1 protein-coding gene is annotated in these 1,158 nt (G+C 70.8%); it reads right to left on the bottom strand.

What is annotated here, in order from left to right:
- Positions 1 to 1,158: RHS repeat-associated core domain-containing protein (locus ACFHW1_RS28735; RefSeq protein WP_416616719.1), on the bottom strand; the 1,158-nt coding region annotated here is incomplete at both ends.

Here is a 1,158-nt window from a genome sequence, read left to right on the forward strand (position 1 = left end):
CCGCCGCTGGCGCCGCCGTTGGAGCGGGTGCTGGCGCCGGTGTTGCCGCCGGGTTTGGAGGTGGCCTTGCCGCTCCCGCCTCCTGCGCTGGTCCGGCCGCGGCCTCCGCTGCTGGTGGAGGCTTTGGGGTTGGTTTTGGCCTGGGCTTGTTTCTGGACGGGGTTGCCGGTCTTCTTCGACGCGTTGACAGCTTTGTTGCTGGTGGTGTTGGCCTTGTCGGCGGCTTTCTTCGCGGCGGCCTGCGCGGCGCGTTTCGCCCGCTCGGCCGCGGCCTTCTTCGCGTTCAACGCGACGGTCTCGGCGGCGCGGGCCGCCCGCAGCACCGCCTGGGCTGCCGTTTTCGCTTTCTGCCAGGCCCTGATCGCGGAGAAGGTACGTTCGACGGCCTTGACGATCCGGCCGAACGCTTTGAACAGTTTGATGGCGGGCACGAACTCGGTGACCAGATCGACGCAGGACCACACGTCGCCGCCGAAGCAGCCCAGCGCGGCGTTGAGGCCGATGAACTCCTTCAACACGTCCCAGGCCACCGACAGGATGACCGACCTCATCGACCGGCCCGCGGCCGACTGGGCCTGCGCGACCTGCGCGGTGGACAGACCCACCCCGGCCAACGCCGCCGCCCGCTCCGACGCGGTCAGGCTGATCGACAGACCCGACGGGTCGGCGTGGGTGACCGGGTTGTTGTGCGCGTACGCGTACCCGTTGGACTGCAACGGGTCCGCCACATCGAGGACCGGGTCGGCGGACAGGAACCGGCCCACCACCGGGTCGTACAGGCGGGCGCCCAACGGGGTGTAGCCGGACGCCTCGTCCGGGGTCGCGCCGAGGAACCCGGCCCGGGTCTTCAGATTCGTGGCCAGCACGTCGACCGCGCGGGGGTTACCGAACGGATCCCGCTTCAGGATCCGTACCGGCATCCCCGACAAGGTCGAACCGACCTCCGCGTACGGGCTGCCCTGATGATCGGCCGCGACCGCCGCCAACTGGACCGACGCCGACCCGTAGGCGTACCGCAGCATGCCGCCACCCGGCACCGCGTAGCTGCGCTGACTGTTGACGTTCACCCCACCGGCGGCCACCGTGACCACCGCGTCGGCCAGGTGCAGCGTCGCCCGCCGGTCCTGCACGGTCAGCAACCGCGCCCCGTCCGGACCG

The sequence above is a fragment of the Micromonospora sp. LOL_014 genome (assembly GCF_048060245.1).
Taxonomy (GTDB): domain Bacteria; phylum Actinomycetota; class Actinomycetes; order Mycobacteriales; family Micromonosporaceae; genus Micromonospora_E.